This is a genomic window from Paraburkholderia sp. IMGN_8, assembly GCF_038050405.1.
Lineage (GTDB): Bacteria > Pseudomonadota > Gammaproteobacteria > Burkholderiales > Burkholderiaceae > Paraburkholderia.
In genome coordinates, this window is record NZ_CP150901.1 from 846,151 (window position 1) to 868,621 (window position 22,471).

Annotated in this window: 21 protein-coding genes and 2 pseudogenes; 9 read left to right on the plus strand and 14 right to left on the minus strand. The window is 60.0% G+C overall.

Annotated elements, in window-relative coordinates:
• Positions 1–131 precede the first annotated feature (131 nt).
• The 4 genes from WN982_RS25130 to WN982_RS25145 form a co-directional block, all read right to left on the minus strand.
• On the minus strand, positions 132–1,277 hold the full coding sequence (locus WN982_RS25130) for a polymer-forming cytoskeletal protein (RefSeq protein ID WP_341318349.1): 1,146 nt from the start codon (positions 1,275–1,277) through the stop codon (positions 132–134).
• A gap of 67 nt (positions 1,278–1,344) precedes the next feature.
• The gene (locus WN982_RS25135) at positions 1,345–2,214 is read right to left on the minus strand and encodes a DUF6544 family protein (protein ID WP_341318350.1); all 870 of its coding nucleotides are present in this window, start codon (positions 2,212–2,214) and stop codon (positions 1,345–1,347) included.
• 70 nt (positions 2,215–2,284) lie between these two features.
• On the minus strand, positions 2,285–3,385 hold the full coding sequence (locus tag WN982_RS25140; RefSeq protein WP_341318351.1) for a Tat pathway signal protein: 1,101 nt from the start codon (positions 3,383–3,385) through the stop codon (positions 2,285–2,287).
• 329 nt (positions 3,386–3,714) lie between these two features.
• Positions 3,715–4,878, minus strand: coding sequence for a tyrosine-type recombinase/integrase (locus WN982_RS25145; protein WP_341318352.1), 1,164 nt, complete (start codon positions 4,876–4,878; stop codon positions 3,715–3,717).
• 92 nt (positions 4,879–4,970) lie between these two features.
• Between WN982_RS25145 and WN982_RS25150 the strand changes: the two genes are divergently transcribed.
• Positions 4,971–5,246: an MbcA/ParS/Xre antitoxin family protein gene (locus WN982_RS25150; RefSeq protein ID WP_341318353.1), complete on the plus strand. Its 276-nt coding sequence runs from the start codon at positions 4,971–4,973 to the stop codon at positions 5,244–5,246.
• Between the two features lie 598 nt (positions 5,247–5,844).
• Here WN982_RS25150 and WN982_RS25155 read toward each other — a convergent pair.
• Positions 5,845–6,717 (minus strand): tetratricopeptide repeat protein, encoded by an 873-nt coding sequence (locus WN982_RS25155; RefSeq protein ID WP_341318354.1) that lies wholly within the window; start codon positions 6,715–6,717, stop codon positions 5,845–5,847.
• Positions 6,718–6,860: 143 nt separating this feature from the next.
• A complete protein-coding gene (locus tag WN982_RS25160; RefSeq protein WP_341318355.1) occupies positions 6,861–8,270 on the minus strand; it encodes an amidase in 1,410 nt (469 codons plus the stop codon).
• A 253-nt stretch (positions 8,271–8,523) separates the two neighbouring features.
• On the opposite strand from WN982_RS25160, the gene WN982_RS25165 reads away from it, so the two are divergent.
• Both WN982_RS25165 and WN982_RS25170 read left to right on the plus strand, forming a co-directional pair.
• Positions 8,524–9,042, plus strand: coding sequence for a TetR/AcrR family transcriptional regulator (locus WN982_RS25165; protein WP_341319416.1), 519 nt, complete (start codon positions 8,524–8,526; stop codon positions 9,040–9,042).
• An 829-nt stretch (positions 9,043–9,871) separates the two neighbouring features.
• Positions 9,872–11,554: a long-chain-fatty-acid--CoA ligase gene (locus WN982_RS25170; RefSeq protein ID WP_341318356.1), complete on the plus strand. Its 1,683-nt coding sequence runs from the start codon at positions 9,872–9,874 to the stop codon at positions 11,552–11,554.
• 173 nt (positions 11,555–11,727) lie between these two features.
• Here WN982_RS25170 and WN982_RS25175 read toward each other — a convergent pair.
• Positions 11,728–11,850 (minus strand): annotated as a pseudogene (locus tag WN982_RS25175) (tyrosine-type recombinase/integrase); the annotation flags it as partial.
• Positions 11,851–12,452: 602 nt separating this feature from the next.
• Here WN982_RS25175 and WN982_RS25180 point away from each other — a divergent pair.
• Entirely contained in the window at positions 12,453–13,010 is a 558-nt protein-coding gene (locus tag WN982_RS25180) for a peroxidase-related enzyme (protein ID WP_341318357.1), read from the plus strand.
• 25 nt (positions 13,011–13,035) lie between these two features.
• Here the strand turns inward: WN982_RS25180 and WN982_RS25185 are convergent, their stop codons facing one another.
• The gene (locus tag WN982_RS25185) at positions 13,036–13,191 is read right to left on the minus strand and encodes a hypothetical protein (RefSeq protein WP_341318358.1); all 156 of its coding nucleotides are present in this window, start codon (positions 13,189–13,191) and stop codon (positions 13,036–13,038) included.
• 65 nt (positions 13,192–13,256) lie between these two features.
• Between WN982_RS25185 and WN982_RS25190 the strand changes: the two genes are divergently transcribed.
• Both WN982_RS25190 and WN982_RS25195 read left to right on the plus strand, forming a co-directional pair.
• Positions 13,257–13,643, plus strand: coding sequence for a nuclear transport factor 2 family protein (locus WN982_RS25190; RefSeq protein ID WP_341318359.1), 387 nt, complete (start codon positions 13,257–13,259; stop codon positions 13,641–13,643).
• Positions 13,644–13,873: 230 nt separating this feature from the next.
• Positions 13,874–14,323 (plus strand): MarR family transcriptional regulator, encoded by a 450-nt coding sequence (locus tag WN982_RS25195; RefSeq protein ID WP_341318360.1) that lies wholly within the window; start codon positions 13,874–13,876, stop codon positions 14,321–14,323.
• A gap of 28 nt (positions 14,324–14,351) precedes the next feature.
• Here the strand turns inward: WN982_RS25195 and WN982_RS25200 are convergent, their stop codons facing one another.
• From WN982_RS25200 to WN982_RS25210, 3 genes are all read right to left on the minus strand, one after another.
• On the minus strand, positions 14,352–15,236 hold the full coding sequence (locus WN982_RS25200) for a LysR family transcriptional regulator (RefSeq protein WP_341318361.1): 885 nt from the start codon (positions 15,234–15,236) through the stop codon (positions 14,352–14,354).
• A gap of 167 nt (positions 15,237–15,403) precedes the next feature.
• A complete protein-coding gene (locus WN982_RS25205) occupies positions 15,404–15,661 on the minus strand; it encodes a hypothetical protein (protein ID WP_341318362.1) in 258 nt (85 codons plus the stop codon).
• Positions 15,662–15,982: 321 nt separating this feature from the next.
• On the minus strand, positions 15,983–16,843 hold the full coding sequence (locus WN982_RS25210) for an alpha/beta fold hydrolase (RefSeq protein WP_341318363.1): 861 nt from the start codon (positions 16,841–16,843) through the stop codon (positions 15,983–15,985).
• A gap of 149 nt (positions 16,844–16,992) precedes the next feature.
• Between WN982_RS25210 and WN982_RS25215 the strand changes: the two genes are divergently transcribed.
• A complete protein-coding gene (locus WN982_RS25215; RefSeq protein ID WP_341318364.1) occupies positions 16,993–17,880 on the plus strand; it encodes a LysR family transcriptional regulator in 888 nt (295 codons plus the stop codon).
• Between the two features lie 438 nt (positions 17,881–18,318).
• Here WN982_RS25215 and WN982_RS25220 read toward each other — a convergent pair whose 3' ends face one another.
• Positions 18,319–18,828 carry a hypothetical protein gene (locus WN982_RS25220; protein ID WP_341318365.1) on the minus strand — a complete coding sequence of 170 codons (510 nt, stop codon included), beginning with the start codon at positions 18,826–18,828 and terminating at the stop codon, positions 18,319–18,321.
• A 452-nt stretch (positions 18,829–19,280) separates the two neighbouring features.
• Here WN982_RS25220 and WN982_RS25225 point away from each other — a divergent pair.
• A pseudogene (locus WN982_RS25225) lies at positions 19,281–19,571 on the plus strand (cell division protein); the annotation flags it as partial.
• A gap of 595 nt (positions 19,572–20,166) precedes the next feature.
• Here WN982_RS25225 and WN982_RS25230 read toward each other — a convergent pair.
• A complete protein-coding gene (locus WN982_RS25230) occupies positions 20,167–20,586 on the minus strand; it encodes a hypothetical protein (RefSeq protein WP_341318366.1) in 420 nt (139 codons plus the stop codon).
• Between WN982_RS25230 and WN982_RS25235 the strand changes: the two genes are divergently transcribed.
• Complete coding sequence (locus WN982_RS25235) at positions 20,579–21,208, plus strand: hypothetical protein (RefSeq protein WP_341318367.1); 630 nt, start codon at positions 20,579–20,581, stop codon at positions 21,206–21,208. The genes WN982_RS25230 and WN982_RS25235 overlap by 8 nt on opposite strands.
• Positions 21,209–21,605: 397 nt before the next feature.
• On the opposite strand, the gene WN982_RS25240 is transcribed toward WN982_RS25235, so the two are convergent.
• Positions 21,606–22,448 (minus strand): IclR family transcriptional regulator, encoded by an 843-nt coding sequence (locus WN982_RS25240; protein ID WP_341318368.1) that lies wholly within the window; start codon positions 22,446–22,448, stop codon positions 21,606–21,608.
• Between the last annotated feature and the right edge of the window lie 23 nt (positions 22,449–22,471).

A 22,471-nucleotide genomic window follows, 5' to 3' on the forward strand; every position in this document is an offset into this window, starting at 1 on the left:
TTGGATCAAGTACACGATAGACCGTCTGGACCCAAGCGCAAATGCATTCCTTGTGGCGCGGTCGACAGCGCCCAGCGCGATCCGTGCAATTCAAATACTACTGGTTGCAACCCGAGAAGAACTGACGCAGGTCAATCCACTGCAGCATCAGTGCGCGGAGATCCTGCAGGGCAACAAGAAGCAGCGGCCCACGCCTGAGAAATGAGTGCGCCAACGCCGACGAGCAGCGCAACAAGGCGGACGAAGCCGCCAACCCACGGGATCCATCCAGCGAGAGAAATCGCCAGCACCCCCAGCGCCGCGAACGCGGTACGCCACCGCTTGACGTCCGCGTGGTCAGCCTTGGCGCGTCGCAGGATCGCGTCGCCGAGCGCGACGCCCGCGCTTGCGTAGCCAACGAGCAGCAGCCCCGGGTAGGCGAGGGCGGTCAAGATTCCCAGTGGAGCCCCGATCCCCGTGGCGAGCAGTACGATCGCGGCGATGGGAACACAGACGATCGCGACGAACGCCAGCAGCATGCTCAACAGGAAGCGTTTGATCACCCTCCTGGATACGCGCGCGGAGAAGCCGGGCAACGCAGTAACCAGTAGCGCAGCAAGGACCATCAAGCCGATCGTCCAGATCCACCGCACGACCCAATGCGACGCTCGTCCAGGCGCGGCCGGGCCACGTGCCGCCAGCCGCTCGATCCCACCGCTGACGACAGCGCGCGGATCCTGTTCAAGGGCATCAGGGCTACGGTAGCGCAGCGTGCCGGCTACGCGGGCGTTCGGTCCGAGCGCCACTTCGCCCCCAGCCGCTTCGACATCGCCGCCGACTGCCCCATCGATATAAACGCGGCCGCCAGTGGCCTGGAGGTAGCCCTTGACGTTTCCAGCCACGTTGACACGCCCTGCAGCGATGCTGGCGTTGCCGGCGATCTGCGCCCGTCGGCCGATATCGACTCTGCCGCCGGCGATGCGCGCGTTCCGGCCGACCGCGCCATCCACCACCACCCGGCCACCCGCGGCGTAGACGTTCTGGCTTGCCTCGCCGTCAATGCGTACCTCGCCGCCAGCGAGAATGACATCGCCGGACACGTTTGACGAAAGCGCGACCTCCGCCCCGGCGGCAATGGAATCGCCGGCAACCGGCCGATCGACTTCGACGCTGCGGCCCGCGGAGAAATGATCCGTTGCAATATCGTGATCGAACACGCGTTCCACGTGCTCAGCCGCGTAAGTCACATCGGCGAAGCCCAGGAGTAGTGCCATGGATACGACGACTAGCTGGTGCATGATCATGCTCCTTTCTACAGGCGATAGCCGCGCGATGGGCTCCCGAGTTTAACGAAAACCAAACCCGTCATCGACCAGAGTCGCGCGGCTTCACAAAGTCATAGGCCAGGCTGGCGATCCGGCCTCGCCAGTAGGGTTTCGGTCCTTCAGGAAGCAGCCACGCCACCTCGCCCTCGAGCGGCACGAGCATACCGTCGCGAACCGCGTAATTTCGATAGCGGGCCTCCCACGGCGTCGGAACCACTGAACCGGCCACAGTGCGTCCGCGCGCGTCGGCGCGCGCCGATGCGATCAACCCTCTCTCGTCGAAACGAATCAGAAGCGTGACCGTCACGTTGTGGTCACTGAGCGACGCCTTCGCCGAAGTGTCGTCGACCGGTTCCCACTCGACGCCCTGGCTCGGCAGCAATGCCGTCGGATACCACGCCGCTTCTGCCAGGAACCGCACCAACTCGCCATGCGCGAGCTCCGGCGTTTCCCGCAGTTTGGCGAGCGTGACCAGTCCGAACAGGCTGGCGTGCAGAATGCCTTTACCCGCGGCGTAGGCGTCGTGCACCGTTACCTGCACGCCCGGCAACAGTGCGATACGCCCGTTCCACACGAATCCCGGAGGTGCCGCCGTCACGCGCTGGGTCGAGCAGAACGGCCTCCAGCGCTCGCCGCTCTCGCTCATGTTGAAGTGGCCGGTGTGATCGACTTTCACCGCCGCCACGATCGGCTGGCCTTCCCGCAACGACGCTCGGAAATAGCGCTGCACAGGCACAGGAAGGCACTCGAGTTCCTGCGCGGCGTACCGGTGAGGTCCCGGACAAGCACGCGTCGCATCGAGCTTCGCACACAGCGCCTCGGTAGCGCGCCGCCAACGCCACGAGCCGAAGGCGGGGAGGAGCATGGCCGCACTCAATACGGCGAATGTCAGCAACGGTATGGACGTCATCGCGATGGAGACTCCTTGGGCCGCACGGCGCCTCGCGGTCCCATCACGAGCATGGTTAGTGCCCTTGCCATCACGCCAGCACCGCTTTTATCGGACGGCGCAGTGAGCGTGGCATCTCGGGGCCGCGGCCGAAGCGAATTACGAGGTCGGGCCGCAGACCGTCGAGATTCAGGAAGTGCGCCAATTGCGATCTGACCTCGGCGACCTCGACGGGTTGATTCAAATGTGCGTTACGGATGCCCAACGCGGTGGCCTGCAGCGCAAAACGCTCATAGCAGCGCCCCGTCTCCAGCCAATGCTTCCTGTCGCTCACATCGGAGACGAACACCGCAAGCCCGCTCGAACTGCGGAGGTGCCGCACGTATCTGGCATTTTCGCTCCCGCTTCTGTATAGCAGGCCAAAGAGCGTATTGCCGAGCCATGGCGGAACCGATGGATTTCCGGAACAGCGCGAGAACAACCCGTCGCCGGTGTGAACCGCTTCTGCGGCGCTGAAGCGAATCCAGTGCCTGAGTTCGCCGACGAACGCCGGGTCGTTCATTTGCCGGGTGTTGCCGTGGAGCACGTATTCCAGCACGTTTTCCATCACTTTCCTGTCGGTCAGCAGGAGCACACGGACGCCGTTTCCAGTGGCTGCCCGTTCAAGCAAGGTCAACTCCGCCGTCGACAGTTGTTTCGCGTCGAACTCGGTGCGGGAGCACTGTCGCGTGGTAATCGCATCGAACAGCGGCGACGGTTGCGCCTTCGTGGGTGCCAGGCCGACCTGCACGGTGCTCGCTGCGGGGTCGAATGCCACCTCTGCGTTCAACCCGTGCGCGATCGCTGCCTGGCGCAGATTTTCGGTCGCACAGCCCAGCGAGACAAACAGATGATGATCGTCAGGGTCTACGGTCGGGCAACGCCGGCTCAGGTCCGGCAGGATCGAGATGGCACGCGGCCCAATTCGGAATTTCCAGCACTGGGTGTTATGACTCGACGGCGCGAGCGTTGCGTAGCGCACCAGCTCGTGCATCAGTTGTATGCTGCTTGCGACGCCAGCGTCCGGACGCCAGATATGGCGCACAGCCTCATCATAGTCGTCGTCCGCGCTGCCGGCGCTACAGCCGCTCCCGAGCGACGCAGCGGCCGCTGTCGCCGCGATCCCCGCGAGGAAATGCCTTCTGGTTGCCATCGATTCCCTCTTTCCCGTTCCGACGAGACGATCCTGAGCCGGGCTCTTACACGCATCGTGCAAAGATCCAGCGGGTAATGCCAGTAACCAGTACGCGAGCATCCCGAGCCTTGACACACATCAAGGAATGCGAAGAGGTAGTGTCGTGCGTCGCTCAACCTACGCTCGTTCGACATTGTTTGGCCACCCGTGAGGGCGGTCGAGCCGCGCCCCCGGGACTGCTTTTCTTGAGGTTTGTTCGACGCCTGCCCGCACGTCTCGTCGCGCGCTTCCGAGCCCGCAGACATGGGCAGGCGTCGAACAAACCTCAAGAATTTCAGCCGTTTGGACTACCAGTCGATACGGTGCTTATCAGAGGTTTCACGATGACGACGATCGTTCTCGACGTGAAGATATTGGCTGGTGGTCGTGAGTGACGCATGCCCGAGATTGTCACGCACGAGCCACAGATCGATCTGCTGGTCCGCCATATGCGACCCTGCGCTGTGTCGCAGCCCGTGCGCCGACGCCTGCCCGAGCTGATCGGCCCGTAGCGCATGCGTTTCGCCGCGAGCGCGCAGCGCGTCGGCTGCCTCGCTGAAAACCTGCTTGACGATGCGGTGCAGCGCGGCACGCGTCAGCGGCTTGAGCGACCGCCCGATCGGCAGTACCAGCGGGGTGTCTTCGTCCTGGGACGGAAGTGCCGGCAGTCCCCGTTCGCGACGGTACGCCGAGAACTCCGTCATCATTTCTGAAGTGGCCGGCACCAGCCGCTCCTTGCCACCTTTGCCCAGCACCTCCAGCCACCAGCGATCCTCGCCGTTCGCGTCGCGCCGGCGGAAGAATCGGCCCATCGTGTTTTCGCCCACTTCGGTGATCCGCAAACCGCCCAGATAGAGCAGGGTGAAGAGCCAGCGCACGCGTGCGTAATGTTCGCGCTCGCGGTCGGTTTCTTTCGGCATGTTCTGAATCCAGGTTTTGACCTCAAGCCATAGCTCGGGCGACAGATAGCGCGTGATACGCGGCTTTGCATGCCGTGCGCGCTGCCGCGACAGAGAAAGCGGATTGCCGGCCAGATACCCCGCCTGTACCAGCCACGCGAACATCACGTTGAGAATCACCATGGCCTGGCGTTGGCTGGTGGAAGAGAGCGGTCCGTAGAAGGGGCGCCAGCGCGGATCGCCACGTGGATGCTTGCGTCCGCCACCGGCCGTCCAGCGCGCGGCCGGCTGCGGGTCAGCGAGGAAGTGCTGGTAGACGAGCAGGTCCTCGTGGGTCAGCGAGGAGAGCGGTTTGCCCATCTGCAGCACGGACCACAACAGCAGCCGTTCGGCTTCCTTGCGGTAGTTGTCGAAGGTCGTTTTCGTGTCGGTGAAGCGGGCGAGCCATGCACGGATCGCGTCGAGATCATTGCGGGCGGCGATCTGGGCGAGGCCGTTTGTCGCGCGATTTTTCCCCTCAGTGCCGTCCAGCTCAGGCGGAATGGTCAGGGTCTCGATGGGCTGCGGAGGCAACCTGATCCCGCTCTTGCACCGTACCTCCCTCTGTCTTCTCCGACCCCCTAGCTGTTAAGTTTCACCTAGGTGATTCCCATAGCGGGGGAGACATGACTGACTTGGAAATCCTCTCGTCCGACGTCATCGCATTAGGGAACCAGTTGCGAGCAGCCAGCCTGCGAGCGCTCGAAATCATTACTGTGACCGACGGCGAACTAGCTGAAAAACTGCTACAGACGTTCGGAAATGCCGATTTTGCAGCGTCCTGGTTGGTACTCTCCCAACCGCACTTTAATGGGAAAAATCCACTTGAGGTGCTTTCAGGAGGGCAGCGCGATGAGGTTGTCAATGTTTTGCGGAGAATCCAGTACGGAATATGTGCGTAAACTGGCGTCCGTCGGCGGGGCGGTTTGCATCGGGCGGCTATTTCATGTCTCCGCGGTGCTAGTGAACGTGCCGCTCCAGCCGAGCCGATCAAATCTGCTACTGGATCTGACCTGGCAGCCGCCTGAGCGAGTCAATCCACGGGCTGCTGCGGCCGAGCAAGGAGTCGATACTTCGAGCGCCAAGCAACAGACGTCATTTTCTAGGCCGGAGCAGCTTTGAAAGGCAGTCCGCTGGACACCTCAGTCCCTCATGGCGAAGCAAAGGTGGCCAGTTGACAGCCGCCGAGCAGTTGTAGGTTGGTTGGCGTCTGACAAGAAGTAACGCTGATCACCTGTTGATCACGGTGATGCAAGTTTGGACGCAAGTTGACCGGAAGCCCAAACTAAGTCGCGTGGTGGTTAGATTTAGATAGCGCTAGTGGTCGAGATTGCTTGCGTCGGTCACGCCCAACGGCCGAATGTAGTCCGAGGTGAGCAAGTTAGAGAACTTATTTTACATAATTAAAGTAATCAACCGGACTGGTATGTTTGGGAGTGTTGCGCCGGCTGCTCGAAGTGCTCGAAGGGTGTGAGTATGTGAGTATCTCGTTGGGTAGCGCTAGCAAGCGCCCTGGATACGGCGATACGCGTTGTAGTGTCGGAGCGCGCCTTGCTTGTCCCCTCGAAGTTCCTTGAGTCTTGCAAGGTTGTAGTGTGCATCCGCGTAGTCTGGCTCAATCGCGAGGCACTTTCCGTAGCCATTCAGCGCATCGTCGGCGCAGTCCAGCTCTTCCAGCGCAACGGCGCGGTTAAAGTGCAGTTGGCAATCGTCCGGGAAGAATTCCAAGGCCCTGTCAAACACTGTCAGCGCTTCTTCGGAGCGTCCCTCTTCACACAGGAGAACGCCCAGGTTGGTGTAAGCGCCATAGTGCGCGACGGGCAGCAACTCCAGGACTCTCCGATAAGCATGCTCGGCCCCCTGCCGGTCCGTGGTGGTCAGTTGCTCACCGAGCTCAAACCACTCCTCGGCCTGGATGTGAGCCTCCTTTGCGCTGCGAGGGGAGCCGTCCAGAAACGCCACGTCACCTTTCAAGGGAGCGACCTCAAAGTCGAGCAGCAGCTGGACCGACTCGGCATCCCATTGGTCGGGGCCTAACCGCACAGCAATTGTGTTGCCAACAGCGGTGATTCGAATTCCAGTCAACGGCAGTTCATCCGGAAGCGAAGCTCTGAGCCGCGCCAACGAACCCAATATCTTCCGCGAAGGAATCCTGGCCGTCTGGAGCTGATAGGCCGTCCGCAGCAGGACAGCATCCTGAAAGCCGAAGCGCAGTTCGTTCCGGCGGCCGCGGGCAGGAGTCACAAAGCCGGCTTCGACCAGGCCGGTCAAGACTCTGCGTGATACACCAAGCAGGGCCTGGAGACTGCGCAGAGAGTAGTGACGCTCCAAAGCGTGGCGCGTCACTTCCGGGCCCGTACCGCAGCCGGACATTCAGAGCGGTTGTCCCGTGCTTGTTGCGTTACCTGAGCGCTGGATTGTCGATTGAGTCAGGCACGAACGGGTTGCCGGCCAGATAGCGCACGTCGACGAGCCACGCGAAGCGAAGGCATCGCGCTCAAGCAGTTGTTTGCCGCTCAGATGTTCGGGTGCAGGTTGCGAACCCGGCTGACCGATTCAAGCAGTGATGCGAGATGGAGGATGGTTGACTCCGCGTGCCAGCTGCCAACGACCTGAACGTTGATCGGCAGTCCCTCCTTACTCGTACCGAACCGCATTGAGATGCCGGGCAAGCCGGTAACGTTAAGCGGTACGGTCGCGCCCTGGAGATAGGTGGCGTCCACGGTCTGGCCGTTGATTTCGAATGTGTCCACGCCATGTTTGTGGGCTGGAATCGGCAGCACATGAGTAATCAACGCGTCGTACTTCGTGAAGTATTCGGCGTATCCGTCACGCAGCCGCTCTGCGGCCTGTTCAGCGTCGATATAGTCCTTCATGGTGGTATCGGGCAGGGCGAGCATCGTCCTGGCCATTTTGTAGAGCTCGTCCTTGCTGTGCCCTGCCGTGGCTTCGTCGAATGCCGGTTTCATTTCCATCACGTGCAGGCGGTTGAACACATCGAGAGCGAAGTCACGCTCGAGCGCAGGAATACTTACCGGCTCCACAAAACATCCGACGCCCTTCAGCGCTTCCGCCGCCGCTTCAACGGTGGCGGTAACCTCGGGATCGACCGGTCCGAACCCAGGTTCCACCATCCAGCCTACCCGCAAATGGCGATACGGCGAACGGCCGACGCCAGCATCAAACTGCGCGGTGCTGCTCGCGAAAGCGTCCAGCCCGTCCGGCCCGGACAGTTGCGAGAATGCAAGTGCGAGGTCGCGGATGCTGCGAGCCATAGGGCCAACATGCCAGAAGCGGCGCGGGGCGCGCGGCCAGATTCCTGTCATCGGAACGCGCCCGTGCGTAGCCTTGAGCGAAACGATCCCGGTCTGCGCGGCGGGTCCACGCACGGAGATGGCGAGGTCGGTGCCGAGCCCGAGCGGCGACATACCTGCTGCGATGGCCGCTGATTCGCCTCCGCTCGAACCACCCGGTGTGCGCTCAAGGTCCCACGGATTGTTCGAACGACCGCTGAGCAGGTTGTCGCTTTCAATCCAGTACGAGAACTCGGGAAGATTCGTTTTCGCGAGCAGGATGCCGCCTGCCTTCTTCATTCGTGCGACGCTGGTTGCGTCGGCGTCAGGAACGCGTCCCTTGAAGATCGGCGAGCCGCGCCGGGTCAGCACACCTGCGGTGTCGATCGAGTCTTTGACGGTGAAGGGCACGCCGTGCAGGGGCCCAAGTTCATGACCTGCCAGTACGGCAGCTTCCGCAGCCTTCGCGGCCCTGAGCGCATCGTCTGCAACCGTGACAATGGCGTTGACCTTGGGATCAACGACTTCGATCCGATCAAGGTGCGCCTGGACGACCTCGACTGGCGAAACTTCGCGATTGCGGATCAGTTCTGCCAAGCTCGTTGCGTCCTGATAAAAGATTTCCGAGTTCATAGTTCTACCTTCGACGGTAAATGGATCAACGGATCGCGGGCACGAGCCGTAGTCTAACTAACGCTCGTTAGACATTGCAGCCAACGGACCCACTGGTGCATCACGATGTCGTCCACTTGGCTACCTAACGTTTGTTAGGCGAACTTTAAGCGTTACAATCGGTCTCGTCAACACCTGTTTTCGGGGGAGCACTATTTTGAAGTTTCAAACAGGCACGAACTCGGGCGACAAGATCGTTGTCGCAGCGACGAAAATGGCGCAGGCGCATGGCTACGGCGGGCTGAACATTCGTGACGTCGCGCAAGACGTCGGGATCAAGGCGGCAAGCATTTACCATCACTTCGCCAGCAAGGCCGATCTCGCCGCTGCAGTCGCGAGACGGTATTGGGAGGACTCGGCCGCGGCCTTGGAGACGCTGTCGGGCGAATCAGCTGATCCGCTGGTTAGCCTACGTCGATATCCGGAGACCTTTCGCAAGTCGCTCGAGAGCGACAACCGCATGTGCCTGAGCAGCTTCATGGCAGCCGAGTACGACGACTTGCCCGAAGTCGTGAAGAAAGAGGTTCAGGCTTTCGCGGACGTCAACGTGGCGTGGCTTGGCAAGCTTCTTCTGGCTGCGGGCGTCGTCGCTGCCGAAGAGGCCGACGGGCGCGCTCGCGCCATCTACGCGGCGGTCGCCGGCGCACAGCTCATGGCGCGCGGCCGTGCGGACATTGTGCTCTTTGACGCGTTGATCAACAGTTATAGGTCGGCCGGGCTGTTGCCAGCGTGACGACGTTCGCAATCAGCGCCCCTGGAGCTTGCTCGCCCGGAGACGCCAGACCGGAAGGTCGCTGCGACCGGGCCTGTCGATGTGATCGAGAGTGTGCGTCGACGGACTGAAATGGGCACGAAAGCGGCCGCCAAAGCAGCGACAACCCGAACGGCGGCCTAGGGTCGCTTGTTGCCCCTCGACATCAGCCGCTTCGTTGCCGCGAATCGCGATCAGTTCGGATTCGACCAGCTGCGAATATCGACGGCAATGGCTGAATCGGGATACGTCGCATAGTCCTTCACCATGTCTTCCTTACGCGGCCAGGCTCATGGAGCAACGCCGGCACCGGCAGCAACAGCCTTGCCCTTCGTATGATGTTTAATCGCCCGTCGTCGTCTCGTCCTTGCGCCACGACCCTCCGAAAGCCCAGCCACTGTCCAGCGCATGGGAGGCATTGATCCGGCACCGAGGCCAAGAGCAACTCGCGGTATCGCACAGCCAGGTTCAGGTCTATAACTGTCACGAGGGGACCGAACCGGTCGACGGCAGCCTAAGCTCACATGCTCCATGTCTCCACACGGCGGCTGCAGGGTGGAGACACCGTAAACGGCTACCCGGCGCGTTATGGCAGCATCGTCAGCCACGATGTGTTTTTCCGCGGAGATGCGCTCGCAATGACAGCAGCCGACATGGTGTCACTAGTACACCGCCGGGTTGGGATCGAAATGCTGACATCGAAGCGCCCGAAAGGCGGCGCCATGGTTGGGCGCACCTGACGATGGCAAAGATGCCGAAAAGACGGCATGAACCGTGGTAGTACAGGACGCGGCCTTTCAGGGAGATAGACGTGAAGAATTCGCCATATTGGCCCGACGGCCTTTCGCATCATCTCCCATTGCCGCGTACTTCGCTGTACGACAACCTCCAAGCCTCCGCCACCCGCTATCCGGGGAAGACGGCGATTCACTTTTACGGCAGCGCGATGAGTTATGCGCAATTGCGGAAAGAAGTGGATGCGCTGGCCGGCTTCCTTCAGCATCAGTGCGGCGTCGCGTGTGCCGATCGCGTTGCCCTGTACATGCAGAACAGCCCGCAGTACGTGATCGGGTACTTCGCAATCCTGAGAGCCAATGCTGTCGTGGTGCCGGTAAATCCGATGAATACGGCTGCCGAACTTCGACACATTATCGAAGACTGCGGTGCGAAGGTCGCTCTGCTGGGCGAGGAACTTTTCAAGAATGCCCGCCCCCTTCTCGGGGAGGCGCTCGATCATACGATCGTGGCGCGCTACGCGGACTACATCGACGAAGCGACCGACCTGCCGCTCCCCGCCATGTTGACCGAGGTCGCCCCTGACCTTGACGCACGCCCCGAATTCTCCGCAACTGTCCCACCGAAAGCAGTGCGCTGGCATGTTGCAATCGGGGCCGCCCAGCAGCCGTCGGCGAATGTCGCATCACCCGAGGACCTTGCGGTCATTCCGTACACATCGGGCACCACGGGTGCCCCGAAAGGATGTATGCATACGCATCGAGCCGCAAATCATGTTGTGGCTGCGTCTGTGCAATGGTGTCATTTATCATCGGACTCAATCGTCTTATGCTCGATGCCGATGTTTCATGTAACCGGGATGCAACACACAATGAATTTGGCGATCTTCCTTGGGGCGACCATGGTCGTGATGACGCGTTGGGACGGTCGTTGTGCCGCGCAACTGATCGAGCGCTACCGCATAACGTATTGGAGCGCCATTTCGACGATGATGATTGACTTCATGAGTGTGCCCGATCTCGACCGTTTCGACCTAAGCTCCATCGAGATCGTGGGTGGCGGTGGTGCTGCGATGCCCAAAGCACTGGCGCAGCGCATGGCAGCACGTTTGGCCGTTCCCTATGTGGAGGGCTATGGGTTGTCCGAGACCATTGGTGCGACCCATCTCAACCCTCCGCAGCGCTGCAAGCAGCAGTGTTTGGGTATTCCGATTCAGGACACGGACTCGATTGTGGTCGATCCCACAACGTTCGAGGTCCTCGATACGCGTTCAACGGGTGAAATTCTCGTCAGCGGCCCACAAGTGTTCACGGGCTATTGGGGACGTCCTGAGGCCACGCGCGATGCTTTCGTCGAAGTTTCCGGGAAGCATTATCTGCGCACGGGCGACCTCGGCTATATCGATGAAGAAGGTTATTTCTTCTTCGTCGATCGGTTAAAGCGGATGATCAACGCTTCTGGATACAAGGTACGGCCCGCCGAAGTCGAGACTGTACTCTTTGAACACCCTGCGATTCAGGAAGCGTGTGTCGTGGCAGCACGCGATGCGCGTAGGGGGGAGACAGTGAAGGCATTCGTGGTCTTACGCGCGGGCGCCGACGCGTCGGCACAGCAAATCATTGCATGGGCTCACGATCACATGGCGTCATACAAGGCGCCCACGATCGTCGAATTCATATCCACGTTGCCGCGCACAGGCAGCGGAAAGGTGCAATGGAGGCTACTGCAGGAGCGCGAAGATGGGTGCCTGAGGCCTTGAGCGGTGGGATTGCGTGACGCGGGTAATCGAAGGTTCGGTTCCGCGTCTTGCCGTACCCTTGGAGATGTTCGTTTATTACCGCAAGAGCCCGTTCAGGTTGATACAGGGTTTCATGTGGAAAAACCATCCGCAGGAGCGTAGAGACGGTCGTGCATTCACGACCGAATTCCCGGTTTCATTGCAAGGTCGGCCTCGATGTAACGGTGGGTGGCGGTGGTGCTCTCGTGGCCGAGCCAAAGCACGATGACGTTGAATGGCACGCCCGACTGCAGGAGATGCATTGCCACGGTGTGGCGGCCATGTCGCTGGCTAGATAGGCATCACAGCGTTGCGACCCACCTGCTCGAGCAGAAGGTCGATATCCGCTTCATCCACTCCGTGCAGAGGACACACGTCGCGCCCCAACGAGGTCGCTGTAAGCCTGGTGCGGCGCGCTTCGTCCTGTGTCCCGTACCGCGCGCCGATCCGGCGCGCGGCCTGTCTTACTTGCCTCCGTTCCGTGTTTGCCTGGTTACCTCGACGCTGCCTGATTAGCCGCCAGAGCGGCACCCAGTTGTAAAGCCGCAGTGGCCGCTTGCTGCATCTTACGAGGAGAGCATTGCAGAGAAGCGGATCGATGCCCTTTCAACGCCCCGCTCGCCCCAGTCTTTGCCGGCTCCTACGTGCTCGCTATCTGACGTTGCAGATGCTGTAAGGCGTAGCAAGCGTGGTCAGCCGGCTGGTACGTTCCCCTCACGTCTCGCCCAGGATCCTCGAAAACATCGGGCTGGCTCACGAGCTTCGAAGCGAGCCTTTCTATTTCACTGGCGGAAATAAAGACGTTCACTTCCACGCAATTAACAAGGGCCGAGGCAACTTGTACATTGACTACTCCCAAACCAACTTGATGGAGTTTCAAATGGCACGCGTCGCTATCCCCACGAAAGAACAGGCGCCCACAAAGGCACAACCGATCCTTGCGAACTACGAGAAGGTCCTCGGTACGATCCCGAACTTCTTCGCTCTGATTTCCCAGTCACCGGACGCCCTGAAGGCAATCGCTGACATGCACGGTACGCTTGGTAAGAGCTTGGGCCACGGAACGCGCGAACGCATTCACATCGCCATCGCGGAAGCCAATGGGTGCGACTACTGTGTATCTGCCCACACCTACCTGGGCGGCAAGCTGAGCGGTCTGACGCAGGAGGACATGGAGCTCAATCGCGATGGCCATTCCACGGACCCTAAGGCTGACGCGGCAGTCCAGTTCGCCCACCGCGTGGCGAAGACGCGCGGCCACATCGACGCCGCCGACTTCGAGGCCGTGCGAGCCGCAGGCTTCTCCGACGCGGAAATCATCGACATCGTGGCCGAGCTCGCGTTCAGCTTCGTGACCAACCTCTTCAACAATACGTTCAAGACCGACATCGACTCTGTGTTCCCCGTCATTCACACCAAAAGCAAGCCGACTGCTTGAGTCCTGGCCTGAACTTGATGGCTACCTACTGTTCGGGGTAGCCATGTGGGCCGCCGTCGGGTGCCGCTTCCTGCTTCAGATCCGGATCGGCCCACGCACCAACTTGTGATGCTGTTGCAGGAAATGCCGAAGACTTGGACGCCTCGTTTGCATCCGCATATTCCATATGGCCGCCTTTCATCGAAGCCTCTCCGAGGCCGAATGATCTCCCGAAACGCACCATTGCTCCACCCTGAGGGTACCGACATGAATGATCCCGTAGAAACAATCCGTAGCTTCTACGCAAAGCTTGCCGATGGTGATGCTCCCGGTGCGCTGGGCCTCATGTCGGCGAATATCGAATGGAATACGATGTGGCATTACAAGGTGGACGGAAGGGGCCCCGAGCGAGTGGCTGAGGGACTCTTCAGGCCGCTCATGGCGGAGTGGTCGAGCTTTTCACTCGAACCAACTGAATTTTTCTGTGAGGGAAGTACCGTCGTTTCTTTGGGTCGATTCCTCGGGGAACACGGTGGCACTCGTAAGCGTGCGGAAGCCGGATACGCTCACGTTTGGTCCGTAGAAGACGGTAGGATCACGCGCTTTCGTCAATATATTGACACCCTTGCAGTCGCAGATGCGCGCAAGCCTTGAGAACGCCGCTCTACTGGATGCTCCACGGTAGCCGCGCTTATGTTGGGTCGCATTGCAGGAGACAATTCACCCGTTTCAACTCCAGCACTTCACCCGTCGATCCGCTGCACTCTGCGCGGCAGCGGCAGCGGCAGCGGCGTTGGTATATTGCATAACTAATCGTCCCTAGCAAAGCCATGCCCGCTAGTTCATACCTGTTACTCCGCCTTCGGGCAGCGCCTGGAAAATTCATGAAAACATCTTCCAATAACCTGCCGGGTGCCGCCGAAGTGCAGTTGGGAGACGAGGTCGGGTTTTCGCTCTATGCCACGTCGCTCGCGATGACGAAAGCGTACAAGCCGCTGCTTCAGCCACTTGGTTTGACCTACCCACAATACATTGCAATGCTGTCGCTTTGGGAGAGCGATGAGGTCACCGTCAAGGCCTTGTCGACCCGGCTGTCCCTGGACCCAGCGACGATAACGCCTCTCCTTAAGCGACTCGAATCGCAGGGACTGGTCAGCAGGACCCGTGGTATCACTGACGAACGTCTGGTATTTGTCAGCCTGACAACGAAGGGAGACTTGCTCAGAAGGCAGGCGGCTCTGATACCTGCTGCAATCACCGAAGCGACCGGTCAAAGCAACCAGGTGCTTCTGCGGTTGAAGCGCGACCTCGATCAGCTTCGCAGCAGGCTGTAGGGCACCACGGCCTTACTGGAGTGGCTGCCTACAGCGCTGGCCGATCAGGTAGCGCAGCCTGAGCGGCAGAGATGAAGGCCCTAACGCTTTGAGACTGCTGCCGGCCGCCTTGATATACAAGGCTTACCGGAAGCAGTTTTTCGTCAGCGTTCGCCAGGACCCTGACTAGCCGCCCATCGGCCAGTTCACGCGCGACGTGATAGGAAAAGAGGCGCGCGATACCGAGGCCACCCACCGCGGCTTCAACTGTCGCATCGACGCTATTAGTCAGAAATCGCGGTTCAATCTGACTCCGACTGCCCGCGCGCCTCCACTCCTCATTCAAGCTGGCCGTTTCAAACGCAATCAGGTGGTGGGTCGATAAATCGGCTTCGCAAGCTGGCGTTCCACGCCGCGCAAGATAATCAGGGCTGGCCACCAGTACGCGCTGAACGCTCGCAAGGGGCACAGCTCGCAGCGTACTATCTGGCAACTGCCCAATCCGTACCCCGATGTCAATGCCCTCCTCTGCCAGACGAACAACCCGATCAACGAGGATCAGACGTAGCGACAGATCCTGATATTCACGAAGAAGGTTTGCGACGATCGGCATGACATGCATCCGGCCGAAAAGAACGGGCGCAGTTACCACCAGCAAGCCACGGGGTCCAGAATTTCCTGCACGAACGGCTTCCGCAGCATCTTCCAACTCGGCTAGAGCATGACGCGTGCGCTCCAGGTAGTCGCTTCCCTGGTCGGTCAGCCGTACCGAACGCGTCGTTCGCCTGAGCAGCGTCACGCCGATCTCTTGCTCCAAAGCGGATACAGCACGCGACGCTGCCACGGGCGTGATGCGGAGTTGCCGTGCGGCTTCGGCAAAGCTGTTTAAATCCGAAACCATATGGAAAACCCGTATGCGTTCAAGTCGATCCATGAAAATGCCGCTGAAAAATTGGTAGTTGCTACGGACCGGCTATCGGTCCTCCTCAAACGACAGGAAGTATAAGAGCAGTATGTTATTTTCTGCCGCCCGATGGCTGAGCAGGGACGGATGAGTTGTTCGTTGAAGCCGAGCAGTGCCGCGGTGCATTAGCCCTAGTTCTAGGAAACGCTGTCGCCGCCGCCATTTGACGACGCTTCGACCGCCGAAGATGTCGCTTTTGCGCCGCGAGCGAAATTCCCGTGAAGGTGGTTCCAGACAACGTGCAAACAAACGAGGTAGATTTCCACCGAAGGCAATATTCGTCTGATCTTGATTGCAGCAATGCCGAGTAGCAGGGATGCGATTGCAATTGCATCCTTCGTTGTCAACGTACCGGGCGGCGCTACGAGGGTCGCGGCGAAGATCATCGTGCGCATGGCGAAGCACAGCCTCCGGTCCCCGCCAAGATCGTCGCACAGCACCTCATAACCGCGCTCCGATCGCAGTATCTTCTCGGCATCCTGCTGCGTTGTTGCTAACGCCGCTGTCGTAGTAAGCATTTCTTCGTCCTTCGATAGTTGGTTTGTGGGACATGGTGACCCAGCAACGAAATGCGGAACCGCCGGAACATGGAAGCGCGTTTTAGCGGAGGTTCGAAGCGACGGCCTTCAAAGAAGGGCGTCGCTGCTCTTCAAGCCTGATACGGCTACCGATCGCTTCGCGTGGACCACCAGGACCGGTCGGTACACCGCTGCTTCTCAGTCTGCGAAGACAGCCTTGATCTCGGCTGCGACCTGGCATTTGTTCTCGTCGAGCACGAAGTGCCCCGCGTCCAGCCAAACAAGCTTGGCGTCGAGGAGATCTTTGGTATAAGCCCGCGCTCCAGGTTGAATGAAGAACGGGTCGTTTTTTCCCCAAATGATCAATGTCTTCGGTTGGTGTTGTCGAAATGCCGCTTGCCAGGTCGGATAGAGGCCGACGTTCGACTGATAATCGTGAAGAAGGTCGATTTGGCAGTCCTGCACGCCGGGGCGATCGAGCAGCGCCTGGTCGAATACCCAGTTGTCGGGATTCACGGCGTCCGGGTCTTTTGCGCCAACGAGCCATTGAAACTTCGTGCCCTCGGGGCTGATGAAGTCTCGTGCGGGCTTTTCGGTCTCAGGCGTACGGTTCTCCCACAACGGGAGGAAGACGCTTTTCGGAGCATCGCCCACACCTTCCATATAGGCGTTGGTGTTCTGAATGATGAAGCCCCTGACCGCGTCGGGACGCTGCGTAAAGAGCCGAAATCCAACCGGTCCGCCGTAGTCATGCATGTAAAGAATGTACGAATCCAGCTTCAATGCCTCGATAAGGCCCGCAACGTGGTCAGCGAGATTGTCAAAGGTGTATTTGAACTCATCTCGCGAAGGGGCGTCGGAATGACCAAGCCCGATGTAGTCTGGCGCTATCAGATGGAATCGATCGGCCAGAGCGGGTATAAGGTCTCGGAACATTTGGCTGCTGCTCGGCAATCCGTGCAACAGGACAATTGTCGGGAGCTTGGGGTCGCCCGCCTCGCGATAGAAAACCTTGCGTCCGTTGACAGTGGCCGTGCGATGAAACGTACGATTATTCATTTGTCGAGTCCTCTTCTGAAGCGTCTCGGTAGACCACCTACCGTTTGACGCGTTGAGGGCATTCTGCGTGTTTCCGATTTCGATGAGCAGACGGTAAAATCGGAAAGCGCCCTCTCGTTTATTGGAAGACCGTGGATCGATTCGACGCGATGTCACTGCTCATTGCCGCCGTGGAAAGTGGCAGCTTGTCGAAAGCCAGTCGTCGGCTTGGGCTCCCGTTGGCGACCGTAAGCCGCAGGATGGCCGACCTGGAGGCTCATCTGAAGGCCACTTTGCTCGTGCGTTCTTCTCGCGGCCTCGAACTGACGCCAGCGGGCCGGTCATACCTGACCGCAGCTAAATCGATCCTTGAACAGGTCATTGAGGCAGAACGCGCTGCTGCAGGGGAATACCTGGAACCCAAGGGAGATCTGGTCGTGACTGGACCCAACATGTTTGGGCGGATGCACGTGCTTCCTGTCGTCACGAGTTTTCTCGCCGCATACCCGGATGTGTCGGTCGGCCTTATGCTAACGGACAAGGTTACGCATTTTCTGGACGATCAAATCGACGTAGCACTACGAATCGGTGATCTTCCTGACAGCGAACTGGTTGCAGTCCGATTAGGGGCTGTGCGACGCGTTATCTGTGCAAGCCCCTGGTATCTTTCCACGCGGGGAACACCCGCTACTCCAGACGAGCTTCCTGAGCACAGCGTTGTCTCCTTCGAAAGTGTGTCCTCGACGAGCAACTGGAAATTTTGGTCGGACGGATCAGATTTTGATGTGCCGTTCCGCTCGAGACTAAGCGTGAACACGATTGAAGCCGCGATTGATGCGGGGCTTGCCGGGTCGGGCTTGATTCGCACCATGTCCTACCAGATTGCAGAACACGTCCGTCGAGGCGACCTGCAGATTGTGTTGAGTGAATTTGAACCGCCAGTTCGCCCGGTCCATCTGGTTTACGACAAAAAAAATCGGCTGCCTCTCAAGTTACGGGCTTTCATCGACTTCGTAGTGCCTCGATTACGCGAGCGCATTGCTGACGCCGCTCTCTAGCACCGACGCTTTCTGCCTATCAGTGTCGCTTTTGCTGTCCGAAGATCGCGCGACCTATTACGTTCGACAACTACACGGATCGAGCGCTATTGCCGACACCCCCGACGGAGCCGGTGTTGACGGGCCGAGGGGCGCCGAGATTTAGCGGGATCGAGTCAGTTCGCGGTTGCTGATCTGATCATCAGGGGTTGTCGGGACGACCGCTTCTGAGCGGCCCATCTGTCTCTTTTGGGTCCAAACCCGGCCCTTGGTTGTCCATCGCGCCGTCGTTCGATGGGTTGCTTCAGGCGTGGGGCATTGCTCGTACACCGCCGCGATTGGAAGCCCGCACATCGTGCAAATTGGAACTGAGCGATTAATGCCTGGAAAAGCTTCAACTGCCGTCGGCAAACGACATCGATCTTCCGGATCTTGGCTAGTGCCCGCGGGCTCTGATCGTCAGTGTTTGCGCCCGGCAACAGCATCGCTGACAACTTTCCCGCTCGTCTTACGTGTTTTATCCGGAATGCGTGGCGCCTCGTCACCGGCGAACCACGATAGATGCGTGCGCATGTGTGCTGCGTACGCCCTCCATCCCATATCGTTGCCGGCAAAAAGCTCCCGGCGCATCGCAGCAGCAAATTCAGCGCGGCACGGCTTCGTCCTGTCAAGCTCCGAACGCCACGATGCGAAGGCTTGATTCACACCGTGAATGAAGTCTCCAAACGACATCTCCTGATCGACAAAGTCCATCAGGTCGCGGGCGAACTCCCTGCTCCTTTGCAGTTCTGCCATGCGAACACCCAGCTTCCCGTCGTGCGGGAATTGTTGGGCGATCTCGCGAATCGTGTCCAAGCCGTGCTCGCTGAGAAATAGCCGATCCTGATTGCTCATGCGTGGATCGACAGAAGTGAATCGAGCTGTCAAATCCAGAAAGATGGCTTTGAGTCTGCGGAAAACGATAGTCATGCAAACAAAATCCTCGCGAGTACTTGAGGCAGTTAACGGCCCGGCCTCGCGAAAATTGACGGTCCAAAAGTCTTCGAGCGGAAAGCTCCCCGTAACAGTCACGCGTCCGCTATCTGCTCCCCCTGACGTGCGCTTGGGAAGCACCGCGCCGGCCACCTAGTCTTCCAAATCCGGCGGTTCATTCCTGAAATTATCGAATGCAACTAACCGTCTGATTCTCCCAACACCACAGTACCCGCCCGTCCCGGGCGGAAAACCGGCGCCGGCAGCAGCGGGGGCCGGCATCTCTGTATCTAGCGGCCGTAGTGGCCGAGCCGGTTGTGAAAGGTGATCTTGCGCCCGTGGAACGGCTCGCCAGGAATCGCCCGGTCGTAGTCTCCAGACCTCCTTTTACATTTTTCCAGGATAAGCGCTACGCTAGATACTGTATATTCATACAGTGTTATTGCCCCATGAGCGCCTTGCCGCGTCACCCCGAAGACATCCACCCCGCGCTGTGGCGAGCTTCGCAGCTGGCCGCCGGCTTCGATCGCGTGGTGTCGTGCGGCCATGCCGCGCTGGCCGCCGAACTGCCGGGCGGCGGCTGGCCCGCGGGCGCGCTCACCGAACTGCTCACACCGCAGCCGGGCTGCGGTGAACTGCGTCTGCTGCGGCCCGCACTGGCGACCGTCGGATCCCGCCCCCTGCTCCTGCTGCAGGCGCCGCACCGGCTGCAACCGGCCGGTCTGAAGTGGCTGGGCATTCCCGCAGCGCAGGCCTGCGCGCTGCATGTGTTGGTGTTCACAATTGCCGCTAGCCGTGTCAATGATTCTGCTAGCGCGGAATGGGGCATAAAACGCCGTATATGCAGGGCCAGGAGGCGAAAAGATATGCATCCCACGGTGTTGTAGCGATACAACGTCCGAGAGCCACCTTGTCCACTAACGTTGCTAGCGTGGGTTTCGTGTTCTTTAATGCTGCTAGCGCGTCCTTCCTGCACATTGGTGAGACATGGCTTCCTTGGAAGAAATTGAAACTCGGGCAGCGAAGATAGCGTCGGTGCTGAGACCGCTAGGGAAGGGAGCGCTTTCCCGAGACCAGGCAAAACGCGCAGCACAATTGCTCGACGTCCACTGGGCAACCGTCTATCGCTTCAGATGTCTCGTGCTCAACGAAGTCGACGTTTCGGCACCACGGTGGAAGAGGGAATGGCTCGATCCGGCAGCTGAATACTGCGGAGCGCACCATATTCTGCTGGAGACGGTCCCGGCCTCGGTCTTTCGCAAAGCTGCCAACTTCGGTGCAGCGCTTCGGGCGATATCGCGCTATCGAACTCCTCGGTTTCCACGAAACGGACGGCTACGCTAGCAGCGTTACTGAACTTGCTAGCGCTCCTGTGAACACGGCTAGCATCAATTGTGAACGCCAACACTGGCTTTCGACGAATGGTGGGTGGTGGTCGACGCAAATCTGCATAGCGACATCGAGCTTCCCGAGCGTTGCGTGCAGTATTGCCGTCCGTCGCGACCCGGCACGTATATCGTTGGTCCGGACCGCCTGCGGCGGTGGGAAATCAAGGTCATGCCCGGTGAAGAACCAGAGGCGTTCAACGATCCTGAACACGTCAACCGCGTGCTCTCGACCTTTGTCGATACCAGCGCAATCGAGGTGAAGCGCGTTGCGATCTATCGCTTTCACGCTGTCGTGGCTGAAACGTGGCGTGACGGCCGCGTCTTCCTGCTCGGCGACGCAGCGCACCAGATCTTTCGGGTTGATCATCGGCGAACTCGACGAGAAGGCCGCGCTGGAGCGGGATCGCCGGCTCGGCGCCGAACTGGCGGCAGGGACGGCCACGACGGTTCGCCAGGCATTCATCCCCGACCTCGCGGCGGGCCTGCTGTACAGGGTTGCCGATGGAACACTCCGCACGGGTGCGGGCCAGTTGTTCCCGCAGCCGTGGGTTCAAGGCGCATCGATCGGGCGTACTAGGCTCGACGATCTCGTGCGAGGCGGCTTTTACGTCGTATGCGTTGACTCGCAGGCGGCGGAGCAAGCCCGCGCGTGCGTGAGCAGGGTGGCGCATCTGGCCGCAAGCAAGGTGATTTGCATCGGCGGGACGAGCGGCTGTACTGACGGGAGCGATGTGCCCGGAATCGTCTATTGCGAGGAAGACTGCGATACGGTGCAACGCTGGTTGGCCGAGCGCAGTGCGCTGGCCGCGGTCGTCAGGCCGGACGGTTTCGTGTATGGCGGTGCGCGCACGGAGCACGAGCTGGCAGACGTGATCGCATCGCTCGGCAATGCCTTGATCGACGGGGCATCGGCGCCGCCGAAATCGACTGTTGCATCAGGCGGACTGGGTCACGCTGAAGACCGCACCAGCAGCCGCCTGGCAGTCTAGGAAAACGGAACGTATGCGCCTCCAGGGTGTAGAAGGCGCGGCAATAGACCTCGTTTTCCTAAGTGATCGATGTCGCCGCGCTCGCGAATTTTGAACCGCTGACACGGGAGCATCAGCAGAGGATGGCGAGATAAATCGATAAATTTGGGGAGAGACAGATGTACGATCTGATGAAATGGGCGGATGAACTAAGCCGGGGGCGCGCGCGACGACAAGCATCCCGGCGCTACATTCAATCATCTACATCGCCCAAGGGGTGGTCAGGTTGAACGGCACAGCCGGTGGCGCCAAATTGAATTTTCCGTCACCCACCGTGGACAGCATGAGCCGGTACAACGCAAAGGAAACGAAGTGAGATGCTGTCCAGCGGATACGCCCGTTTGCGACTCACGGTCGCTCAGGCGGCCTGCGTTCCCGCTACATACCCGAGCCGTGCGCTGATAGCCTGCGCCTCCTGTCGAACTGCGGTCGCGATCGATCCATCGATAGACGAATCGAATCCTCCCGTCGCGCCCAGCGCCGTGAGCGTTGCACACAGTCGGCCGTTGAAATCGAAAAGAGGTGCGGCGACTGCGCTGATTCCTTTCAGGTTGGTGTCCTTGACGGTTGCACACTGGACGGCCTGAACGTCACGCCTTAACCGCCCGATGGGATCGTCGCGGTCGAGTTGCGCGAGCAGATCGGCGGGCGAATGCCGCAACTCTTCTTCCGCTAGTGCGCGAACGCGGGATTCATCGAGCAGTCCCAGAAAAAGCCGGCCCGTCGCTGACCACAATAGCGACATGACCGACCCGGCGCGCACGTTCACCGTGACAGGCAGCCCCGGCTCCTCGAAGCGCACGATCGTCGGCCCCCGATTGCCCATCACGGCAATGAAGCAGGTGACTTCGAGGCTCTCTCTCAGTCGCACCAATGACGGCTCGGCAAGCCGGATCGGGTCGGAGAGCCGCATGGCGGCGAGGCCGATGGCAAGACACTCCGTTCCCAGCACGTACTGCTGGGTACCCGGCTCCTGCGCCACCAGCGATTCTTCCATCAGGCTCACCAAATAGCGGTGAACCTTCGCTGGACTCTCGCCGATATGCGATGCCAGCGCGGTGAGCGACGCGCGTCCGCCGATCGCCGCGAGACCCTTGAGTACGACCATGGCGGTCGACGCGGACTGGACGCGCTGACGGCGCTCGCGCTCTGGTGCGGCGAATCCTTCCCCGTTCGTTTCAAGTACTCGAGCTTTTTTCATGCGTCCATTCTAGCGGGTGGCCA

Bases quoted from the DNA above. Each gene is read 5' to 3' on its own strand.
- WN982_RS25185 (WP_341318358.1), bottom strand. From the start codon at position 13,191: ATGAAAGGCGGCCATATGGAATATGCGGATGCAAACGAGGCGTCCAAG.
- WN982_RS25215 (WP_341318364.1), top strand. From the start codon at position 16,993: ATGTCACTGCTCATTGCCGCCGTGGAAAGTGGCAGCTTGTCGAAAGCC.
- WN982_RS25140 (WP_341318351.1), bottom strand. From the start codon at position 3,385: ATGGCAACCAGAAGGCATTTCCTCGCGGGGATCGCGGCGACAGCGGCC.
- WN982_RS25180 (WP_341318357.1), top strand. From the start codon at position 12,453: ATGGCACGCGTCGCTATCCCCACGAAAGAACAGGCGCCCACAAAGGCA.
- WN982_RS25130 (WP_341318349.1), bottom strand. From the start codon at position 1,277: ATGCACCAGCTAGTCGTCGTATCCATGGCACTACTCCTGGGCTTCGCC.
- WN982_RS25210 (WP_341318363.1), bottom strand. From the start codon at position 16,843: ATGAATAATCGTACGTTTCATCGCACGGCCACTGTCAACGGACGCAAG.
- WN982_RS25220 (WP_341318365.1), bottom strand. From the start codon at position 18,828: ATGACTATCGTTTTCCGCAGACTCAAAGCCATCTTTCTGGATTTGACA.
- WN982_RS25230 (WP_341318366.1), bottom strand. From the start codon at position 20,586: ATGATCAACCCGAAAGATCTGGTGCGCTGCGTCGCCGAGCAGGAAGAC.
- WN982_RS25155 (WP_341318354.1), bottom strand. From the start codon at position 6,717: ATGTCCGGCTGCGGTACGGGCCCGGAAGTGACGCGCCACGCTTTGGAG.
- WN982_RS25135 (WP_341318350.1), bottom strand. From the start codon at position 2,214: ATGACGTCCATACCGTTGCTGACATTCGCCGTATTGAGTGCGGCCATG.
- WN982_RS25165 (WP_341319416.1), top strand. From the start codon at position 8,524: ATGGCGCAGGCGCATGGCTACGGCGGGCTGAACATTCGTGACGTCGCG.
- WN982_RS25190 (WP_341318359.1), top strand. From the start codon at position 13,257: ATGAATGATCCCGTAGAAACAATCCGTAGCTTCTACGCAAAGCTTGCC.
- WN982_RS25200 (WP_341318361.1), bottom strand. From the start codon at position 15,236: ATGGATCGACTTGAACGCATACGGGTTTTCCATATGGTTTCGGATTTA.
- WN982_RS25205 (WP_341318362.1), bottom strand. From the start codon at position 15,661: ATGCGCACGATGATCTTCGCCGCGACCCTCGTAGCGCCGCCCGGTACG.
- WN982_RS25160 (WP_341318355.1), bottom strand. From the start codon at position 8,270: ATGAACTCGGAAATCTTTTATCAGGACGCAACGAGCTTGGCAGAACTG.
- WN982_RS25240 (WP_341318368.1), bottom strand. From the start codon at position 22,448: ATGAAAAAAGCTCGAGTACTTGAAACGAACGGGGAAGGATTCGCCGCA.
- WN982_RS25150 (WP_341318353.1), top strand. From the start codon at position 4,971: ATGACTGACTTGGAAATCCTCTCGTCCGACGTCATCGCATTAGGGAAC.
- WN982_RS25195 (WP_341318360.1), top strand. From the start codon at position 13,874: ATGAAAACATCTTCCAATAACCTGCCGGGTGCCGCCGAAGTGCAGTTG.